Source organism: Caulobacter zeae (assembly GCF_002858925.1).
Taxonomy (GTDB): domain Bacteria; phylum Pseudomonadota; class Alphaproteobacteria; order Caulobacterales; family Caulobacteraceae; genus Caulobacter; species Caulobacter zeae.
Genome location: NZ_PJRS01000045.1, coordinates 1 through 19187 on the forward strand (window position 1 = coordinate 1; position 19187 = coordinate 19187).

Annotated in this window: 12 protein-coding genes and 1 pseudogene; 6 read left to right on the top strand and 7 right to left on the bottom strand. The window is 69.5% G+C overall.

Annotated features, from left to right (window positions below):
• Positions 1-210: 210 nt before the first annotated feature.
• Complete coding sequence (locus SGCZBJ_RS21495) at positions 211-741, bottom strand: dihydrofolate reductase family protein (protein ID WP_101719975.1); 531 nt, start codon at positions 739-741, stop codon at positions 211-213.
• A gap of 239 nt (positions 742-980) precedes the next feature.
• Between SGCZBJ_RS21495 and SGCZBJ_RS21500 the strand changes: the two genes are divergently transcribed.
• The gene (locus SGCZBJ_RS21500) at positions 981-3032 is read left to right on the top strand and encodes a TonB-dependent receptor domain-containing protein (protein ID WP_101719976.1); all 2052 of its coding nucleotides are present in this window, start codon (positions 981-983) and stop codon (positions 3030-3032) included.
• 2 nt (positions 3033-3034) lie between these two features.
• Positions 3035-3796 (top strand): energy transducer TonB, encoded by a 762-nt coding sequence (locus tag SGCZBJ_RS21505; protein WP_101719977.1) that lies wholly within the window; start codon positions 3035-3037, stop codon positions 3794-3796.
• A 135-nt stretch (positions 3797-3931) separates the two neighbouring features.
• Here the strand turns inward: SGCZBJ_RS21505 and SGCZBJ_RS21510 are convergent, their stop codons facing one another.
• Both SGCZBJ_RS21510 and SGCZBJ_RS21515 read right to left on the bottom strand, forming a co-directional pair.
• A complete protein-coding gene (locus SGCZBJ_RS21510; protein ID WP_240621603.1) occupies positions 3932-6796 on the bottom strand; it encodes a glycosyl hydrolase 115 family protein in 2865 nt (954 codons plus the stop codon).
• Positions 6793-8712, bottom strand: coding sequence for a sialate O-acetylesterase (locus tag SGCZBJ_RS21515; RefSeq protein WP_101719978.1), 1920 nt, complete (start codon positions 8710-8712; stop codon positions 6793-6795). The genes SGCZBJ_RS21510 and SGCZBJ_RS21515 overlap by 4 nt, the downstream gene beginning before the upstream one ends.
• Before the next feature lie 75 nt (positions 8713-8787).
• On the opposite strand from SGCZBJ_RS21515, the pseudogene SGCZBJ_RS26260 reads away from it, so the two are divergent.
• Positions 8788-8874 (top strand): annotated as a pseudogene (locus tag SGCZBJ_RS26260) (hypothetical protein); the annotation flags it as partial.
• 30 nt (positions 8875-8904) lie between these two features.
• Here the strand turns inward: SGCZBJ_RS26260 and SGCZBJ_RS21520 are convergent.
• The 4 genes from SGCZBJ_RS21520 to cytX form a co-directional block, all read right to left on the bottom strand.
• Positions 8905-11316: a glycoside hydrolase family 3 N-terminal domain-containing protein gene (locus tag SGCZBJ_RS21520; protein WP_101719979.1), complete on the bottom strand. Its 2412-nt coding sequence runs from the start codon at positions 11314-11316 to the stop codon at positions 8905-8907.
• A 254-nt stretch (positions 11317-11570) separates the two neighbouring features.
• The gene (locus tag SGCZBJ_RS21525; protein ID WP_420808188.1) at positions 11571-13304 is read right to left on the bottom strand and encodes a DUF885 domain-containing protein; all 1734 of its coding nucleotides are present in this window, start codon (positions 13302-13304) and stop codon (positions 11571-11573) included.
• Between the two features lie 167 nt (positions 13305-13471).
• Positions 13472-15394: a M61 family metallopeptidase gene (locus SGCZBJ_RS21530; RefSeq protein WP_101719981.1), complete on the bottom strand. Its 1923-nt coding sequence runs from the start codon at positions 15392-15394 to the stop codon at positions 13472-13474.
• A gap of 121 nt (positions 15395-15515) precedes the next feature.
• On the bottom strand, positions 15516-16799 hold the full coding sequence (cytX, locus tag SGCZBJ_RS21535) for a putative hydroxymethylpyrimidine transporter CytX (protein WP_101719982.1): 1284 nt from the start codon (positions 16797-16799) through the stop codon (positions 15516-15518).
• Positions 16800-17094: 295 nt separating this feature from the next.
• Here cytX and SGCZBJ_RS21540 point away from each other — a divergent pair, with 295 nt between their 5' ends.
• The 3 genes from SGCZBJ_RS21540 to SGCZBJ_RS21550 are packed head-to-tail and all read left to right on the top strand — an operon-like array spanning position 17095 to position 19175.
• A complete protein-coding gene (locus SGCZBJ_RS21540) occupies positions 17095-17724 on the top strand; it encodes a PepSY-associated TM helix domain-containing protein (protein WP_101719983.1) in 630 nt (209 codons plus the stop codon).
• A 16-nt stretch (positions 17725-17740) separates the two neighbouring features.
• A complete protein-coding gene (locus SGCZBJ_RS21545; RefSeq protein ID WP_101719984.1) occupies positions 17741-18253 on the top strand; it encodes a DUF2271 domain-containing protein in 513 nt (170 codons plus the stop codon).
• A 16-nt stretch (positions 18254-18269) separates the two neighbouring features.
• Positions 18270-19175, top strand: a complete 906-nt coding sequence (locus SGCZBJ_RS21550) for a DUF4198 domain-containing protein (RefSeq protein ID WP_101719985.1) — start codon at positions 18270-18272, stop codon at positions 19173-19175.
• The last annotated feature ends 12 nt before the right edge of the window (positions 19176-19187 follow it).

Consider the following 19187-nt stretch of genomic DNA (forward strand, 5'->3'; position numbering starts at 1 on the left):
CTGGCGGACGCGCCCTTGCCGGATCACGGCCTGTGACGCCTGGGACCCAACGAGCTGCGCCCGCCAGCCATCAGGCGACCGCCCGACCTACATCGCAATACACAGGGACCCAGGGGCCGGCGCACAGCAGGTGGCCCCTGGGTCCCGGCTCTACGGCCCGCTGCGCGGTCCTCCGGCCGGGATGACGAGTGAACATCAAATCCGCCCTGGTTAAGCCGGCGCATAGGTCAGTCTGACCACCTCTTCCCCGATCCGCGTGCTGTCCACCAGCCGCAGCTTGGGCCTGGAGCCCGCAAAGAACGGCGAGCCGCTCCCCAGCACCACGGGGTGCAGGTAGATCTTGTATTCGTCGATCAGGCCAAGCGCGGTCAGGCTGCGGGCCAGGTCCGGTCCGCCAACCTCGATCACCCCGTCGTGGCTGTCCTTCAGCGCGCGGACGGCCGTCGCAAGGTCGCCCTCGAGCAGCGACGCGTTCGGGCCTACCGACTTCAGCGATCGCGACACCACCCATTTATGGCAACCGCGCCAGGCCGCCGCGAAATCGCGCCGGGGCTCATCCCAATCGGGATGCTCCTCGTCCCAATAGCTCATGATCTCATAGAGGCGACGGCCATACAGGCTGCCCGTCAGGCTCCGCGCCTGGTCGACGAAGTACTGGAACAGCACGGGATCGGGCCCGAAGCCCGTGTGGTCGACATAGCCGTCGAGGGACTGGTTCATGCCGAAGACGAGCTTGGCCATGGCGATCTCCCCGGCCTCTTCCAAGGCCCTGGCCGCAGGTTGCGCGGAAAAGCGGCGAAGCGCAAAGCCCCCTCCCCAACCCACTTTTGCGACCATGCATCAACTCGCTATTAAGAGTCACTTGCATTAAGGCGAAAAGGCGACCAAAAGCGTCGCCATTCGGCGAGGCGCTCTGTCGGGAGTCGCTCGCCCATATTATGCGAATGATTCTTATTCGCTATATATACGGGGATAGTCGTATGCGCATTTCCAACCGGACGCGCGGCCTGTTGCTGGCCGGCGTCGCCAACCTCGTTCTCGTCGGCTTCGCCCAAGCCCAGGCCGCCGACGCGCCCGAGGAGGCCGTCACCACCAGCAAGCTGTCGCTGGGCAAGGTCGTCGTCTCGGCCGGCAAGGAGAAGGTGGCGATCGACACGCCCCAGGCCGTGACCACGCTCGACCAGGACGCCATCGACCAGGCCCAGGCCTCGACCATCGGCGACCTCCTGGCCGGCATCCCCGGCGTCAACACCATGGGCGGCGTCGGCGCCCTGGGCCAGGGCTTCAACATCCGCGGCATGGGCACCGGCCTGGCCGACAGCGACAGCCGGATCCTGATGCAGATCGACGGCGTCACGAAGTTCTTCGAGCAGTACCGGATGGGCGCGTTCTTCAGCGACCCCGAGCTCTACAAGCGCGTCGAGGTGCTGCGCGGCCCGGCCTCGTCCACCCTCTACGGCGCCGGCGCCCTGGCCGGCGTGGTCAGCTTCACCAGCAAGGACGCCTCGGACTTCCTGCAAGGCGACGACCGCTTCGCCGTGCGCCTGCGCGGCGGCGTCGAGAGCAACGCCGAGGCCCGCTTCGGCTCGGGCATCCTGGCCTTCAAGCCGACCGAGAAGCTGGAGGTGCTGGGCATGTACACCAGCCGCCGCAGCGACGAGTACGAGAACGGCAATGGCCAGGTCGTGCCGGCCTCCGACGCCAGTTCGGACAGCTACCTGCTGAAGGGCCGCTACACCTTCGGCAAGGACCACAGCGTCTGGGCGTCGTACCAGAACTGGAAGAACGACAGCGTCCAGATCTACGACCAGTCCGAGGCCATGGCCACGACGCCGGTGCGCCGCAAGACCACCGACGACACCGCCGTGATCGGCTACCAGAACGCCTTCGAGGGTAACGACCTGCTCGATTTCGAGGCCCAGGTCTCCTACGCCAACAGCAAGGTCAACCAGACCGACACCACCTTCCTGTCGGGGGTGCTGGAGTCGGAGTTCTCGTACAAGACCCTGCAGGGCCGCGCCCAGAACACCTCGGAGTTCCAGTTCGCCGGCGACGGCGTCGCCTTCCTGACGGTCGGCGCCCAGGCCTACAAGCAGGAGCGCCGCAACCCGCGCCGCACCGCCACCGGCACCAACCACGGGGCGGCCACCCACCCCGAAGGCGACATGGAGAAGTACGGCCTGTTCGCCCAGGGCGAGGTCACCTACGGCAAGCTGACCGTGATCCCCGGCGTGCGCGTCGACTGGACCAAGCTTCAGCCCGGCCTGGGCGTCACCACCAGCCGCGAGGTCAAGGACAACGGCGTCTCGCCCAAGATCGCCGCCCTCTACAGCCTGACCGAATGGGCCTCGGTGTTCGGCTCGATCGCCCACACCGTGCGTATGCCGGTGCTGGACGAGATCTACAGCCGCACCTCGGCGACGGCCAGCAACGACAGCCTCAACCTCAAGCCCGAGGAGTCGGACAACTACGAGGTCGGCGGCACGCTGCAGTTCCGCAACCTGTTCGGCCAGGGCGACCAGGCGCGGATCAAGACCACCCTCTTCCGCAACGACGTCAGCAACCTGATCGCCCGCGGCACGGCCACCTCCAGCTACTTCGTCAACATCGGCGAGGCCCGCTATTCGGGCGTCGAGGTCGAGGCCGAGTACGGCGCCAGGCAGCTGTTCGTACGTGGCGCGGTGTCGGTGATCGACGGCGAGAACCGCACGAGCGGCGCGCCGCTGAACACCATCCCGGCCGACACCCTGAACCTGACGGTCGGCTACGTCTTCCCGGCCTACAACCTGACGGCCGGCTGGCGCGGCGAGTTCGCCGACGACCAGAACGAGACCACCACCGCCTCGCTGCGCACGCCCGGCTACTCGGTGCACAACCTGTTCCTGACCTGGAAGCCGCAGGACGGCGCGCTGAAGGGCCTGGAGGTGCAGGCCGGGGTCGACAACCTGTTCGACAAGAACTTCCGCCGCCACCTGTCGTCGCTCGACGCCGAGGGCCGGACGGTCAAGCTCACGCTCGGCAAGACGTTCTAACCATGAAGAAGACGCCCTGGCATGTTCGAGCCTGGGCGACGGGGGCGTCGTTGGTCATCAACGGCGCCCTCGGGCTCGCCGTCGTCCAATGGGAGCAGAGGCCGGTCCTCGCGCCGATGGACGACGCGGCCATGCTGATCTCGCTGGGCGACCCGGCCCTCGACGCCGTCGACAACGCCACCTCGCCCGACGCCGCGCCGGCCCCGACGCCGGAGAGCGAGCCCGCGCCGCCGCAGCCCTCGCAACCGGAAAAGCCCGCGCCCAAGCCGCTGCCGCCGCGTCCCGACGGCTGGCTGACCCAGGCCGCGCCCGCGCCGCCCTCTCCTGCACCGCCTTCCGAAGCGCCGCCGCGCCCGACGCCGCCCGCCACGGCCCAGGCCGCCGTGCCGGCCGCCGCCCGCGCCATGGACGCCTCGGCCGCCAAGCCGCCCGCCGGCCGGCGCGACGCCGACAGCGTCCAGGCCCACGTCGGAACCAGCACCGCTTACGCAGCGAGGGTCCGCGCCTGGCTGGAGGCCCACAAGACCTATCCCAAGGCCGCCCGCATGCGGAAACAGCAGGGCGTGGCCCAGGTGACCTTCGTCCTCGACCGCGCCGGCCACGTGCTGGATTGCCGCCTCACCGGCCCCACGGGCCATGCCTTGCTCGACGCCGAGGTCCGCGCCATGGTCGCCCGCGCCGATCCCTTCCCCGCCCCGCCGCAGACGATCAAGGGTGAACGGATCGAGATGGACGCGCCCGTGGAGTTTTCCCTGCAACGCTAGACCCTCCCCCTCTGGGGGAGGCGGCCGAAGGCCGGTGGGGGGCCGTTTTCAGCTTCCGAGGCTTCGGCCAACCTCGCAACTACTCCCCCCACCGATCGCTTCGCGATCACCTCCCCCACAGGGGGAGGTTCCTGTTCACCGCGCCCTCACGCCCTCCACCGGCCCCAGATAGCTCCCAGTCACCACCCCACGCGAGATCACCAGCCGCTGGAACACCACGCCCGGATCCACCCGCCACAGCCGCACCCGGTGCGCGCCCGCCGACGGGACCACCAGCGAGGTGATCAGTGAACGGACATTATCCGCCACCACCTTGTCCCAGGCCTTCTCGGACGGGTCGGGGATGGTGTTGACCACCACCGGCGGCGCGTCGTCGATCGACACGGCGAAGCGCGGGCCCGTCCCGCCCGTGACGTCCAGGCCCGGCGAGACCAGCACGGTCAGGTCGACCGGCCCTGCCTTCTCGAAGTCGACCAGGTACTCGAGCATCGCCCCCTTGCCCGGCGCACTGGGCGGGGCGGTGGTCGGATAGCCGGCCACGCCCGACAGCGTGCGGCCAAGATTGGGGATGGTCTTCCACGCAACGCCATCCACCGAGGTCGCCCGGACGTAGTGCTCGGCTGCGATGGCCAGCGGCCCGCCGGCCTCGACGAAGGCGCCCCTGGCCGGCTTGCGGGCGGTGTTGTCGACCACCGCCGTCACCACGGCCTGCTGCCCGCCCGGCCCCTTGAGGGTGATCGGGACGCGGTGCACGCCCCTGGGCGCCCTGGCCCAGTCGACCGAGACTTCCAGCCGCGTATCGCCCCAGTCGCCGGCCGGACCGCGCGACAGCTTAAGCCACGGCGCGCCGGCGCTGACTTCGAACGTCATCTGCGACGGCCCGCGATTGAACACGTCGATCCAGCGCGATTTTGGGCCCCAACGCGTCAGCGGCGGCAGGTCCGCGCCCTGCTCGGCGTCGACCCGCGCCTCGCGTCCCTCGACGGCGACGCCCATCAGCACGCCGCAATAGACCACGTTGCGGGCCAGGGCGGGCAAGGCGTTCTGCTTGGGCTGCTGCCAGCCGCTGTAGCCGATGTGGGTCTGGTCCATCATGTGGACCCACTTGCCGCCGCCGATGGCGTGGTACTGGCGCGTCAATTCCGCGTCGCGGGCGAACAGCCTCTCGGCCAGGTCGGCCTGGGCCAGCGAGGCGGCGCGGCCCTGCCGGTCATAGAGCTGGTTGCGGCCGACGGCCATGTAGAGCCGCGTGTGGTTGGCGCTGGCCATGATCGGGAACCAGACCAGCTGGAAGAAAGCGTCGTCCTGGGCCTTGGGCAGGGCCTTGCGCACGGCTTCGGCGCGGGCCTCCAGCGCGGCCCATTCGGCCTCGACCCGCTCGGCCTCGCGATCATTGACCAGGCTGAAGGTCGCCGCGTCGATCAGCTCGGGCTTTCGCCGGGCGTTGAGCTTTGTATAGCCGTCCAGCAGCCTCGCGATCTCGACCGCATGCTCGGGCCCGAACTGCGCCGCCGCCCAGTCGCGGGTGTAGGTCGAAAGCCTCTCGACCGGCATGGCGGCGGGATCCCAGGCCAGGTCGAGGAAGAACTCGGTCGGCAGCTCCATCGGCTTGAGGTCGCCGACATTGACGATCCAGAGGCGATCGGCGCCGTGGTCGTCGGCGCGCTTCATCTGCTCCCAGGTGCGCTCGATCTGGTTGGTGTTGAGCCACTTGTAGTTCCGCGGCCCGCCCACATAGTCGAAGTGGTAGTAGACGCCGTAACCGCCCGGCCGTATCTCGCCCGCTTTCGGCAGCCGCCGGATGTTGCCCCAGTTGTCGTCGGCGAACAGCAGGGTCACGTCGTCGGGCGCGCGCATCCCGGCGTCGTAATAGTCCTGCACCTCCTTGTAGAGCGCCCAGACCTGCGGGGTCGCCGACGGGTCCTTGCCGGTGACCTCGCCGATGATCCTGCGCTGGTCGGCGACGATGGTCTCCAGCAGCCTGGTGGCGGTGCCTTGGGTCATCGGCTCGTCGCCGTCACCGCGCATGCCGACCGTGACCAGGCTCTCGTTGGCGCCGATCCGCTCGACGCCCTCGCGCCAGAAGCGGCGCAGGGCCTCGGGGTTCTTCGAATAGTCCCATGGCCCCTGGCCGTAGCGCTCCCACTCGACGTGGGCCCGCATCATCGGCTCGTGGTGCGACGTTCCGATCACCACGCCCATCTCGTCGGCCAGCACGGCGTTCAGCGGGTCGTCGTCATAGAGGGCCTTGCCCCACATGGCCGGCCACAGATAGTCGCCCTTCAGCCGCAGCACGAGCTCGTAGACCCGCTCGTAGAAGGCGTGGTTGAAGCCGCCGAACGTGGTGTTGGCCCAGCCGTAGAGGGCCGGGTTCTCGTCGTTGAGGAAGATGCCCCGGTACTTGACCTTCGGCGCCTGCAACCGGGCGCCCGGCGCCACCGTCAGGTCGCGGCGCACCGGCACCGGCACGTCGGCCCACCAGGTCCAGGGCGAGACGCCGGCCCGCTCGGACAGGTCGTAGGCCCCGAAGATCGTGCCGCGCTTGTCGGCGCCGACGATGACCAGGGCGCGGGTCACGCCCGGACGCGGGTTGTCGACCACCTGCTGGACGAAGCCTTCCCAGCGCCCCTTCAGCGCCGAGACGTCCAGCTTGCCGGCCGCGACCAGGGCGTCGATCTGCGCGCTCCTGCCCAGCGTGCCGACGATGACGACCGGTGCGTCCTTGGCCGGCTGGGCCCCGCCCGAGAGCCTGGAGAGGTCGCCACGCAGCCCCTGCACCGCGCGCAGCACGCCGGGCCAGTCGGTGACGTCGGCCTCGACCCGCGCGGGCTTGCCGCCCGCGATCAGCGCAAAGCCGCCGGCGACCGGCTTATCCGACATCGCCACGGGTTCGGCCGAGCGCGCGGCGGTGGGCGCCGCCAAGGCCGCCGCGCCCGCCACGGCGGCGGCCAGGGCCAGAGCCGAGACGGCGGTGCGCAGACCAGCGACGCCCTTGCTCACGGGGCGACCGCGATCTCGAACGGACCCAACGGCAGGCCGGCCATGTCGAAGACGTTGAAGGTCGGGGCGTCGGCCCAGGCGAACCGCACCTTGGTCGGCCTCAGGCCGGCGGGGATGGCGACCACCGCCTTGTCTCCCTCGACCCGGGCGTCGGCGAACCGGCAGCCGGCTGTGTCGCACAGCTCGAAGCCGATAGCCTTGTCCGAGCCGCGCGTCGCCAGGCGCTCGGCGACCTGCTCGAAGGCCACCTCGACCGTCTCGCCCACGCGGCGGGCCGAGACCGGCGAAGGCCCGGTGGTCACCGCCTTCCCCGCCAGGCGCCCCGCGCCCCGCGCCAGACGCTTGCCGACGTCCTGCTTGTTGGTCGGGTGGATGTCGGAGGGATCGCCGATGTCGGTGATGACGGCGAGCGCGGCGTGGCCGTCCTTGGCCACGGCCAGGCGCTGGGCCTCGCGCACCTGGGCCCACCAGGACTCCTCTGGCGCCAGCTGCGGCTTGCCGTAGTTGGCCAGCTGCACCACCAGGGCCGGCATGTCGGCGGCTTGGCCCAGGCGGCGCTCGGCCAGCAGTTCGCGCAGCAGCGGCTCGTAGGTCTGCGGCCGGCCGGTGTTGCTCTCGCCCTGGTACCAGGCGAAGCCCTTGAATGCGTAGGGGCCCATCGGCGCCAGCATCCCGTTGTAGAGCGTCGAGACGCCCGACAGCGTGTCCCACGGCGCGCGCGGCGGCTCGCCGGTTTCCTTCGGTTCGATCTGGTAGCGCCAGGTCGTCAGCGGGATCCGCGTCCCGTCGGCCAGCACCAGGGCGCGGGCCGCCTCGCCGTACAGGCCGCCGTTGGCGTAGGTGTCCAGCGCAGAAACGACGATGCGGTTGGCGCCCGCCTTCAGGGTCCCGGCCGCCACCGGATAGACCCGCACCGTGCCCGCGCCGGAGGTCGAGCCGACCCCGACGCCGTTGACGTAGGTGGTGTCGACCTCGTCGACCATGCCGATCTCGAGGCTGGCGGCGCCTTTCGCCTGCGCCGCCGTCAGGGTCGCCGTGGTCTCGAACCAGACCATGCCGTTGAAGTCGGCCAGGGCCGGCACGCCCCAGCTCTCCCAGACGCCCAGGCCCTGCGGCGCGGGCGTCCAGGCGCCGTCGCCGGCCCACGGACCGCCGGCCGCGCCCTTGTGGCGCAGGCTCCACCAGGCCTTGATCGTCTCGCCCCAGCGGCGGTCGGCGGCCGGGCGGTCCTTCAGCGACAGTTCGAGGGTGGCGATGTCGTTGCCGTAGTCGCCGGCCTTGCGCAGGGCGGCCGGGCTGAGCCAGGCCTCGATGGCCGACCCGCCCCACGAGGCGTGCACCAGGCCCAGCGGCGTCTTGTCGGTCTTTCTGAGCTCGCGGGCCATGTAGTAGCAGGCGGCGGAGAACGACCCGACCGCATCGGGCTTGGCCGCCTTCCAGGCCGGCGGCTTGGCGAAGGTCGTACGCGGCGATCGGCTGTCGGCGTGGTCGACATAGGCCATGCGCAGGCCGTCGTCATTGGCCGAGCGAATCTCGGACCACGAGTTGTTGCCGCGCTCGACCGGCAGTTCCATGTTCGACTGGCCCGAGCACAGCCAGACGTCGCCGACCAGCACGTCGCCGACCGTCTGGCTCGCGCCCGAGGCGGTCTTGGCCTCCAGGGTGTAGGGCCCGCCCGCCGTCATCGCCGGCAGGTCGACGCGCCAGGCGCCGTTCGCGCCGGCCTTGGCCGTGGCCGTCCTGTCGCCGAGCGTGACGGTCACCGCCTCGCCGGGCTTGGCTTCGCCGAACACCGGCAACGGCCGGCCGCGCTGCACCACCGCATGGTCGGCGAACAGCCCGTTCAGCAACGGCCCCTGGGCGGCGGCGGGCGTGGCCATCACGGCAGCCAGCAGGATCGGCGCGACGCGGCGCATGTGTGTCACTCCCTCGGCCGCCTGAGGCGGCTCGTTGTTTCATTCGTGAGAGGGCTTCGCCCTCCCCTATGTCGTCATCCCGGCCGCAGCGCAGCGGAGAGCCGGGACCCAGGGGCCGCCGCACTGCCGCTCGCCCCTGGGTCCCGGATAAGCGCTTCGCGCTTTCCGGGATGGATCTTTTATTCGGAGCGACTAAGCCACCGTCAGCTTCGCCGACTTCAGATCCACCGAGTTCGGGCCGACCAGGATCGAGAAATCGCCCGGCTCGACAACCCGCTTCATCTCAAGATTCCACATCCACAGGTCCGAGGGCTTCACCTCGAAGGTCACCGTCTTCTTCTCGCCGGGTGCCAACGTCACCCGCTTGAAGTTCTTCAGCTCCAGCACCGGACGAGTGACCGAGGCCGCCTCGTCGTGGACGTAGAGCTGCACCACCTCGTCGCCGGCGACCTTGCCGGTGTTGGTCACCTCGACCGACACCGTCGTGCTCTCGCCCTGGCCGATCCGGGCCTTCGACAGGCGCGGGGCCGAAATGTCGAAGCTGGTGTAGGACAGGCCGAAACCGAACGGATAGAGCGGGCTGGTGGCGCGGTCGAACAGATAGCCGCGGCGGGCCGTGGGCTTGCGGTTGTAATAGATCGGCAGCTGGCCGACGTCGCGGGCGATGCTGACCGGCAGCTTGCCGCCCGGATTGGCCCGGCCGAACAGCACGTCGGCGGCGGCGTTGCCGGTCTCCTGGCCCAGGTACCAGCCCTCGACCAGGGCGTCGGCCTTTTCGGCCAGCAGGTTTACCGACAGCGGACGGCCGTTCAGCAGCAGCACCACGGTCGGCTTGCCCAGGGCGAAGATGGCGCGGGCCAGGTCGTTCTGCTGGCCCACCAGGTCCAGGCTGTCGCGGTCGCCCAGGTGGTTGTCGGCCCAGGCCTCGCGGCTGGTCTGCTCGTTGTCGCCCAGCACCATGACCACGACGTCGGCCTTCTTGGCCACCTCGACCGCCTCGGCGATCAGCCTGGCGTTCACGGCCGGGTCGACCAGCTTGACCTCGTCGGCGGCCCAGACGCGCTTTTCGGTGATCCGCACGGCCTCGGCGTAGTCGAGGGCGAAGCCTTGCGCCTTGGCCTCGGCGGAGAGGCCCTCCAGCACCGAGACCACGTGGCGCGGCTCGTCGGAATAGCCGCCGATCGGGGTGTCCTTGGCGTGCGTGCCGAGCAGGGCCAGGCGCTTGATCTTCTTGCCGTCCAGCGGCAGCAGGCCCTTGTCGTTCTTCAGCAGCACCACCGCCTTGCGGGCCGCCTCGCGGGCCAGGGCGACGGCTTGCGGCGTGGCGGTCTTGGCATCGGCGGTCTTTTCATCCGCGTACGGATTTTCAAACAGGCCGCCTTCGAACTTGATCTTCAGCACCCGCGCCACGGCCGCGTCGACGGCGGCCTCGGGGATGCGGCCCGACCGCACCAGCTGGGGCAGCAGCACATAGGCCTCGCCGTCGGGCAGCTCGACATCGACGCCGGCGTTCATCGCCATCACCGCCGTGTCGGCCAGCTGGTCGGTCAGCTTGTGGCGGGTGATGATCTCCTTGATGGCGAAGTAGTCGCTCATCGTCGCGCCTTCGAAGCCCCACTCGCCGCGCAGGATGTCGGTCAGCAGCCAGCGATTGGCGTGCGAGGGCACCCCGTCGATCTCGTTGTAGCTGGGCATGACCGAACGCACGGGCAGCTCCTTCACCGCCCGTTCGAACGGCGGGAAGAAGTTCTCGCGCAGGGTGCGCTCGGCGATCTGGGCCGGGCCCACATTGGTGCCGTTCTCGGGCTGGCCGTGGCCGGTCATGTGCTTGAGGGTGACGAACACCTTGTCGGGCGCCAGCGGCAGGGTCTTGCCCTGGAAGCCGCGGATGGCGGCCAGGCCCATCTCGGCGCAGACATGCGGGTCCTCGCCGTAGGTCTCTTCGATGCGCCCCCAGCGCGGGTCGCGGGCCACGTCGACCACCGGGGCGAGCGCGATGTTGGAGCCGCGAGCGCGCATCTCCTTGGCGGCCGCCGAGAACACCTGCTCGACCAGCTCCGGATCGAAGGTCGAGGCCAGGGCGATCGATTGTGGGAAGCTGGTCGCATCGCGGGCGACATAGCCGTGCAGGGCCTCGTCGTGCATCAGCATCGGGATGCCCAGGCGGGTGCTGTCCATCGCCCACTTCTGGGCGGCGTTGACGTATTTGGCCGTCTGCGGGGCGTTGCGCCCCACCGAGCCGTCCTCGGCCCCGGCGGCGGCGTTGACCTCGGTCGTCGGCTTCAGGCCCCGGCGGTCGGTCGGACGCGAGATCTGGCCCAGGCCATTGGGGAAGTTTTTGCTGGCCGTCTCGGGCGAGAAGTCGCCGGTCGGGGTCTGGATCGCGGCCTTGGTCAGCCAGATGCCGATCAGCTGGGCGGCCTTCTCCTCCAGCGTCATCCGCGAGAGCAGGTCCTTGACCCGCGCGTCGACCGGCTGGGCGGGATCCTTGTAGAGCGCCTTGCCGTCCGCCGCTTTTGGAGCCGCCCGGACCACAGGCGCCATGGCTGCGCCCAGAGCAGCCAGGCTAACGCCCAGCGTGCGGCGAGTAAGGGTGGTGGTCATCCTTGCGTTTCCCCAGCGTCTGTCACGGCGGCTTCGCGCCGTCTTGCCTGACACTATGGGAGAGCTTGTCTGACCACTCAAGCCCAAATGTTACCGGTCACTTTTCTTTCTCCCCTCTCCTTGAGGGAGAGGGAGGGGCCCGCGCCGACAGGCGTAGGAGGGTGAGGGGTTTAGACAGCCGACAGCGTACCCCCTCACCTCCCCGCCGCAAGCGGCGGGTCCCCTCCTCTCCCCATGGGAGAGGAAGGCTGAAGTCACCCCGACCAGGCGTCGACCACGCTCTCCAGGACGGTCAGAGGGGTCGGGCCGACCAGCAGGGCGGTGTCGTGGTACTTGCGGATGTCGAACCTGGCGCCCAGGCGCTGCCTGGTGCGCTCGCGCAGCGCCGCCCAGACGGTGTGGCCCACCTTGTAGGAGCAGGCCTGGGCCGGGTTGGCGCAATAGCGCTCGACCTCGCGGGTGATGCGCCCCTCGTCGTCGCCGCCGGTCTCGACCATGTAGGCGATGGCCTTCTCGCGGCTCCAGCCCTTGGCGTGAATGCCGGTGTCGACCACGCAGCGCGAGGCGCGGAACAGGCGCGCCTGGTACATGCCCAGAAGGCCCAGGTCGTCGGTCTCGTAGAGCCCCATCTCCATGGCCACCTGCTCGGCATAGAGCGCCCAGCCCTCGGTGTTGGCCGAGAAGAACATGTTCTGGCGCAGGCGCGGCAGGCTGCCCTCGGCGGTCAGGGCGAGCTGGAAATGGTGGCCCGGGGCGGCCTCGTGATAGGTCAGGGTCGGCAGGGCGTAACGCGGGCGCTCGGCCGTGTCGCGCAGGTTGATGTAGAAGGCCCCCGGGCGCGAACCGTCCAGCGGCGGCCGCTCGTAATAGCCGCCCGACGAGCCGGCCTCGGTATAGGGCGGAATGCGGCGCACCTCGACCGGGATCTTCGGCGTGATCCCGAACCATTGCGGCAGCTTGGGCTGCATCTCCGCAATCAGCCGGTTGCAGTAGGCCAGGATCTGGGCGCGGCCTTCGTCGGTATTGGGATAGCTCTCGCCCGGCAGGTCCTTCAGGGCCGCCATGCGCTGGCCGACGGACCCTTGCGTGAAGCCGCGCTTCTTGAGGATCTCATCCATCCGCGCCTGGATCTGCGCGCCCTCTTCCAGGCCCAGGCGGTGGACCTCGTCGGGGGTTTTCTCGGTGGTGGTGTAGATGCGCAGCAGGGCCGCGTAGAAGGCCTCGCCGTCCTTGAAGCGGTTCATCCCCGCCTCGTGCACGGCCTTGGCGCGCACGGCGGTCAGGGTCTCGATCTGGCGATCCAGCGCGGGGTGGATCGCGCTGGCCAGCAGGGCGGCGGCCTTGGCGTCGTAGTCGCCGTAGGCCTTGGCGCGACGGGCCATCGAGGCGACCAGCACGTTCTTTTCCGGCGGCAGGGCGCGGAACTGCTTCAACTGGCCGATGGCCTTGTCGAGGATGAAGTCCGACGGGATCACGCCCTTGGCCGCGTCGGCGCGCACCCGCTCGCTCTCCTGATCGAGCACGCCGGCGAACCCGGCCACGCGGGCAAGGTAGCTGTCGGCGTCGGCCGCCGACTTCACCTCGTGCTTGTTGTCCAGGAAGCTGGGGACCGACGAGTAGCCGCCGTAGAACTGGGTCACCACGAACGGCCGCGACACCGCGCCGTAGTCGAAACCCGAGGCCTTGTCGCGCGCGCCGTAATAATAGGCGGCGGTGTCGTAGTTGACCGCGTCCTCGCCGGTCAGGGCCTTGCGATCGACGGCCTTGAGGCGCTTGAGGCGCTCGGCCGGCTCTTTGCGCTCCTTGAGCCAGGCGGCGATCGAGCGGTCACCAAGCTTCGTGCGCGCGCCGGCGTGGGCGCCGGTGTCGAGGCCGAGATTGGTCGCCTGTTCGGGGCTCTCGGTCAGGTCCTCGTCGAAGAAGGCGTCGAACAGGGCGTAGAGCTTGGCGCTCTCGCCTTTCCCAACTGTTTTTTGGGGCGAGGCCATGGCCGGCAGGGCCGTGGAGACGGCGGCGGCGGTCGCGCCGACCAGCAGCTGACGACGATCGAACTTCGTGGAATCGGACATGCGGCCCCCAAGGCAGACTTGGCCGCATGTCGAGAACAAAGCCGTCCGGCGCCTCGCGGCCCCGGGCGCCGGACGGCTCTTGAGGCTTACTTGCGGGGCGCCAGGATGTCGTCCAGGCGCGCCGGCGTGCCGGCGATGCGCTCCAGGCGCGGGTAGCGCGGGCCGCCGCTGTAGTCGAGCTTCACCGTGCGGTAGCGCGAGCCTTCCTTGACCAGCAGCTCGACCGGAACGCCCTTGGCGGTGGCCTTGACGGCGGCCTTCAGCTTGTCGGCGTCATAGGTGTCGCCGTTGACGGCCACCACGGTCAGGCCCTGGGTCAGGCCGGCCTTGAAGGCCGGGCCGTCCCACTGCACGTCGGTCAGCACCGCGTCCGAGCCCACCGTCAGGCCCAGCGAGTACGACAGGTTGGTGTTCTTGGCCCGGGTCTCCGACGACTTGAAGTACTCGGTCGGGGTGTCGGTATAGACCAGCTTGTAGCCGCCGCGGGCCAGGCCATCGAGCGGGGCCTTGGGGTTCACGCCCTCGATGCGGTCCTTCAGGAAGGTCGCCCAGTCATTGGCCACCACGCCGTTCAGCGCCGCGACCACGTCGTCGAAGGTGTAGGTGTGCGACACGTACGAGCCGTCGGCGACGCCGAAGAAGGCCTTGGCGAAGTCGTCGAGCGACTTCTTGCCGCCGGTCTTCTCGCGGATCAGCGTGTCGGCGTCGAGCCAGACCAGCTGGCCTTCGGAGTAGTAGTCCTCGCTGCGCTGGTAGGAGAGCCACGACAGCGGCTTGCGGCTGGCGATGATCGGGTCGTTGGTGGTGTCCTGCACCGGGCGCCAGTCGCGGCCCCGACGGTTGTCGTAGGTCGCCGCCGTCATGGCGATGGCGTCCAGCGTCTGCTCCTTGGAAAGCAGGGTCGAGCGCGACGACAGCACAAAGCCCCAATACTGGGTCTGGCCCTCATAGACCCACATCAGGCTGTCGCGCATCGGGGTGTTGAGGGTCGGGGTCCACAGGTCGGCCCCACGGCGGAACTTGCCGTTCCACGAGTGGGTGAACTCGTGGGGCAGCAGGTCGCGACCGACATAGGTCTTGTCCCACTCGGTGAAGTACTTGGGCGCGACGCGGTTCTCGCTCGAGCGGTGGTGCTCCAGGCCGATGCCGCCCAGCTGGTCCGACAGGGCCACCAGGAAGTCGTAGTGGTCGTAGTGGTGCGAGCCGTACAGCTTGTAGGCCTGCTGCACGAGGTTCTTGTGGGCCTGGATCTGCTCGGGCTTGAACTCCAGCAGCTCAGGCTTGTCGGCGATCATGTTCAGGCGCACCGGAACCTTGGCGCCCGGATCAAGCTCGACCGACTTGAAGTAGCGGCCGGCGAACATCGGCGAGTCCACGAGCGTCTCGACCGTGGTCGGCTTGAAGCTGGTGACCTGGCCTTGCGTCTTTTCGATCTCCAGGGCCGAGGCGAACTGGAAACCCTCCGGCAGCTTGACGGTCGGCTCGACCGTGATGCGGCGCGTGAAGTGGCCGGCCGGATACATGGTCATCTGCAGCCATTGCAGGTTCAGCATGTCCGGGGTCATGACCATGCGGCCGACCTTGGTCTCGACCGGCGACAGGAACTTGTAGGCGACGGAAAGCTCGGTCACGCCGGCCGGCACGTCGATGTGGAAGGCGTTGACCTCGACCACGTCGCGCTTCCACGGGATCGTCTGGCCATTGGCCGTGATCACCAGGCCCGCCAGCTTGTCGATGTCGTTGCGCGGCGAGTGGCCGCCCGGAACCCACTGCGGATAGTAGAGGGTCATCGGGCCGGGCTTGGCGACCGGCAGGGTCAGCTTGATGTCGAAGATCTTGCGCTCGAGGTCGGTGGCGTCGACGTACAGCTTCAGCACGCCCGGATAGGCCACGTCCTGCGGGGCGACGATCGGCGCCGTCGGGGCGGCCGGTTGCGGCAGGTAGTCCTGGGCGAGAGCGGCGCCGCCCACCAACGACAGAAGCGAGACCGAGAAGAAAAGCGCTTTCAAGAAACGACCCCAATGCAGCCCGCGAACGTCCCCTCGCGGTAAGAAGCCTGGATGTTTCTTTTGTTAGGGGCCGCTTGTCGAGACGAACTTGACCGGACGGCGTTACGGCGACGCTGGTCGCTCAGCCCTTCGGTCGCCGCCAGATCAACCCCAGCACTAGATATGCGATCGCCGCAACCGCCAGCGCCGGCAGGGTGGCGCCCAGCTGCGGCGCCAGGCGGCTGAAGCCCTGATAGGCCGCGATCCCGGCCGCGCAGGCCACAAGGCCCGGCAGGTTCAGGCCCCGGGCGAAGGCGCCGGCGGCCTCAGGCTGGCGGCGACGCACGACGAAGTGGTCGGTCAGCAGCACGCCGAACAGCGGCGCGAACACCGAGCCGATCAGCAGCAGGAAGCCTTCATAGCGGGCAAGCGGCGCCAAGAGGGCGATCAGGGTGCACAGCGCGCCGAAGGCCAGGGCCAGATGCGCGGGCCGCACCGGCGCCAGGGTGGCCGTCGAGACCGCGGCCGAGTGGATGTCGGCGAAGGCGTTGTCGGTCTCGTCGACGACGATCAGCAGGAGGGCGATCCCGCCGCCCGCCGCGGCCAGGGCGGTCAGCAGCAGCCCCTCCCCGCTCCCGGCGGCCAGGGCGTAGCAGGCGCCCAGGCCCATGAACCAGATGTTGGCCAGCAGGTAGCCGGCGGCGCTGCCACGGAACATCCGCCCGCTGGAGCGGCCAAAACGCGTGTAGTCGGCGATCAGCGGCAGCCACGACAACGGCATGGCCACGACCAGGTCGACGCCGGCGCCGAAGCTCATCTCGCCCGTGCCGGCCTTGGCGAACAATGCGGCCAGGTCGTGCTGGGCCAGCAGCCGCCAGGTCAGCCAGCCGGCCCCGCCCAGCAGCAGCCACAGCCCCCAGGCGCGCAGGAACCGCCGCACGAACGACACCGGCCCCATGAAGGCCAGCCAGGTCGCCAGGGCGCCGAACAGCACCGTCCAGGCCAGCGGGTTGGACAGGCCGAAGGTCTGCTTGGCCAAGGCGTCGGCGGCGTCGCGCATGGCGATGATCTCGAAGGCGCCCCAGCCGACCAGCTGCACCGCGTTCAGCACCGCCGGAACCGCCGCGCCCCGCGCGCCCAGGGCCAGCCGCAGCGTTCCCATGGCGGAGAGGCCCGTATCGGCCCCTACCACCCCGGCCGCCGCCAGCAGCAGCGCGCCCAGCGCCGAGCCGGTGACGATCGCCGCCAGCGCCATGCCGAGACTCAGGCCCGGAACCAGGAACGCGCCGGCCTGTAGCACCAGGAGGCCGATGCCCAGGCTGAACCACAGCGAAAAGGCGTCGCGCGTCCCGAACACCCGACGCTCGGCCGGAACGGGGATCAGCGGATCATAGGTGTCGTCGAGCTTGGCCATGGTGGGAGGCATAGCAGCTTGCCGTCGCCGCGCGAATGGCGGCCGGCGCGTGAGGGCTTGGCCCCCTTCCCGCGTAGTCTCCTCCCGAAAAGCGGGATTTCACGGAGGAGAATGGATGCGCCGCCCGGAGGCTAGCGAGGTCCCGCCCCTGGGCGCGTGGCGAGCAATGTCATGGATGGGCCATGCACTGCGAAACGTTCCGTGGCCAAATGCTTCCAATCGCGGCCATACGGCGATCGGCTCTTGTAATTGCAAGTCGCTCTCAAGTATGGACGGCGGCACTGAAGCTCGTCCGTTCCGGAATCCCGTGAAAGCCGCCGCCGAACAGAACCGTCGCTCCTTCTGGCTGAAGCAGTTGCACCAGTGGCACTGGATCAGCGCGGCGATCAGCCTCGTGGGCATGCTGCTGTTCGCCATCACCGGCTTCACCCTGAACCACGCCGGCTCGATCGAGGCCGAGCCCAAGGTCGTCAGCAAGAAGGCGACCCTGCCGCCCGAACTGATCGCCGAGCTGGCCTCGGGCCCCACTGAGGGCAAGCGCCCGCTGCCGATCAAGGTCGAGACCTGGCTCGACAAGGCCGTCGACGCCGACATCGCCCGCCGCGTGGGCGAATGGTCCGACGCCGAGGTCTACCTGGCCCTGGCCCGTCCCGGCGGCGACGCCTGGATCGCCATCGACCGCGAGACCGGCGCCGTCGAGCACGAGAAGACCACCCGCGGCGGGGTCAGCCTGCTCAACGACCTGCACAAGGGCCGCAACACCGGCAAGGCCTGGAGCTGGTTCATCGACATCTTCGCCGGCGCCTGCGTGATCTTCACCGTCACCGGCCTGATCCTGCTTCAGTTCCACGCCCGCGGGCGGCCGATGACCTGGCCGCTGACCGCCGCGGGGCTGGCCATTCCGCTCCTGATCATCATCCTGTTCGTCCACCTTTAGAGAAAGGCCGCCTTCCGTGAAGCGCACCGTCTCCCTGCTGACCTTCGCCGGCGCCGCCGTCGGCGCTCCGGCGATGGCCGCCGACCTCGCCGTCACCGTCGAGATCCCGCGCCTTTCGGTGGCCGAGTACCACAAGCCCTACGTCGCCATCTGGGTCGAGGGCCCCGACGCCACGGCCGCCGCCACCCTGGCCGTCTGGTACGACCCGGACTCCAAGGAGGACAAGGGCGAGAAGTGGCTGAAGGACATGCGCCAGTGGTGGCGCAAGGCCGGCCGCACCATGAGCTTCCCCGCCGACGGCATCTCCTCGGCCACCCGCGCGCCGGGTCCGCAGAAGCTGACCTTCAGCGGCGCCAAGAGCCAGCTCTCCAAGCTGAAGCCGGGCGCCTACACCCTGGTGGTCGAAGCCGCCCGCGAGGTCGGCGGCCACGAGGCCGTGCGCGTGCCGTTCACCTGGGGCAAGCCCGGCAAGACCGCCTCCGCCAAGGGGACGGCCGAGCTCGGCGCCGTCTCGGTCACCGTCAAATAAGCAAGAGAGAAACGCCATGACCCTTCGCAAGCGCCTTCTCGCCCTCACGGCGGCGACCGTCGCCCTGACCCTGCCGCTGGCCGCCCACGCCCACCGCGCCTGGTTCGTCCCCTCGGCCACCATCCTGTCGGGCGAAGGCTCGTGGGTGACCGTCGACGCGGCCATCTCCAACGAACTGTTCTACCCCGACCACCGCGCCATGCGTGTGGACGGCGTGGTCATCACCACCCCGGACGGTTCGACCGAGCCGCTGAAGAACGCCTCGACCGGCCAGTACCGCTCGGTGTTCGACGTCGAACTGGCCAAGCCCGGCACCTACAAGATCGGCACGGCCTCCAGCAGCGTCATGGCCAGCTGGACCGAGAACGGCGAGGTCAAGCGCTTCCGGGGTTCGGCCGACGACTTCGCCAAGCAGGTTCCGGCCGGCGCCGCCGACCTGAAGACGATCAAGAGCTTCAACCGCAACGAAACCTTCGTCACGCGCGGCGCCCCGACCGACACGGTGCTGAAGCCGACCGGCAAGGGCCTGGAGCTGGTTCCCGTCACCCACCCCAACGACGTGGTGGCCACTGAAGCGGCGACCTTCAAGTTCCTGATCGACGGCAAGCCCGCCGCCGACCTGGAAGTGACCTTCGTGCCGGGTAACTCGCGCTATCGCGCCACCCCGGGCGAGATCAAGGTCAAGACCGGCGCCGACGGCGCGGTGAAGTTCACCCTGCCCGAAGCCGGCATGTACTGGCTGAACGCCAGCGTCCGCACCGGCGAGACCGGCCGCGGCGGCATGGGCGGCCCTCCCGGCGGCCCCGGCGGCCCCGGCGGTCAAGGTGGTCCGGGCGGCGGCCAAGGCGGCGCCCCGACGGCCCTGGCCGGCAACGGCTTCTCGGCCAGCTACACCGCGACCCTGGAAGCCCAGCGTCCGTAATCCGCATATCTC